Genomic DNA, 1,182 nt, shown 5'->3' on the forward strand with positions numbered 1-1,182 from the left:
CCTTCCTCCATGGATTGGAACAACTGCACTGTCTCTCGATCTTTCAACGTTTCCCCGACGAGCGTGATTTCAACGAATTCGTGGGTGATGTCTGTGTCATGCAGACGAAAGTAGAGTCTATCGCCCGCATTAAAATTTTCCAAATTGGTGACGTAATTCGCTTTAAGGATGTCGAGAATCCCATCTTGTCCAGCACTGACCTGCGCTGTGTCTATGAGTGTAACTTTTGTGTTTCCCGAGCCAGCTAGTGCATCAACATAGCTGACAGTTACAACCTCTTTGCCTGTGACTTCAAGCACATCGTTAGACGGATTTGCGTTTGTCGCATACTGAGTCGCAAATGTTCCTGTGAATTGACCCGAAACATCATGTGCCTCTTTCAGGGTGAGTTGATATTGGTCCTTGAGCCGATCTCCGTTCAATAGAACATGGACGGTTTCCTGCTGATCTTCATCACGATTCAGATCTATGTCTTGCAGCAGCACACTGAGCGTACTGCCTGCCTTGAAAAATTTCTGATTGTCCAATAACAGGAGGCGGTCGATCTGACCTAGTTCAAGTCGCCCTGTGTCGCCGATCGCAGTGCCTACCTGTGCGCTGACCGGGACATCTGTTTCGCCGGTGAGTTGAATCTCATCCAGATAAATTGCCACCACTCTTTGTGCGCCCAACGCTTCCAAGCGACCATTATTCGACGCTGGCGCTTTGTTGTACCCTGTAACAACTGATCCAACATAGCGTCCTTGCTCCGGCTGATAGGTCAGTTTCACAGGTTCAACCTCTTGCATCTCTGGTACGATACACCTGACGGTTATTTCCGTATGAGGTAATTTTGACGCATTAACCCCTTGATCTGCGACTGCTTTGAGTAGATCAGGATCCTCAACCTGTATATAGAGAGTCTCACCAAGCTCAAATGCCTCGATTGGTTGGCCAGATTTCGTTGTGATTGCGATTGTTCCGGTCGATCCAGTGTTCGTTGTTACAGTGGTATTCACCGTTTGATCTTGTTGAGTGCTGCTATAGTACGGATCGATATATTTCAACGAAACTGTCTCTTTGCCGCGAACAAAAAGCGTCTGCGAATCTGCTCCGCCTCCCTCGTTACTACCATAAGCCGTGGGGATCTTCGCAGCAAAGAGGGAACTGTTCTTCCCGAAATCGTTATCCGAATTATCATCA

General features: G+C 47.8%; 1 protein-coding gene. It reads right to left on the minus strand.

Translation table 11 applies throughout. From position 1 onward, the window contains the following. Nucleotides 1-1,182 (minus strand): hypothetical protein (locus J4G02_17945; GenBank protein MCE2396421.1); only part of this gene is annotated, 1,182 nt, incomplete at both ends.

The sequence above is a fragment of the Candidatus Poribacteria bacterium genome, from assembly GCA_021295755.1.
Taxonomy (GTDB): Bacteria; Poribacteria; WGA-4E; order WGA-4E; family PCPOR2b; genus PCPOR2b.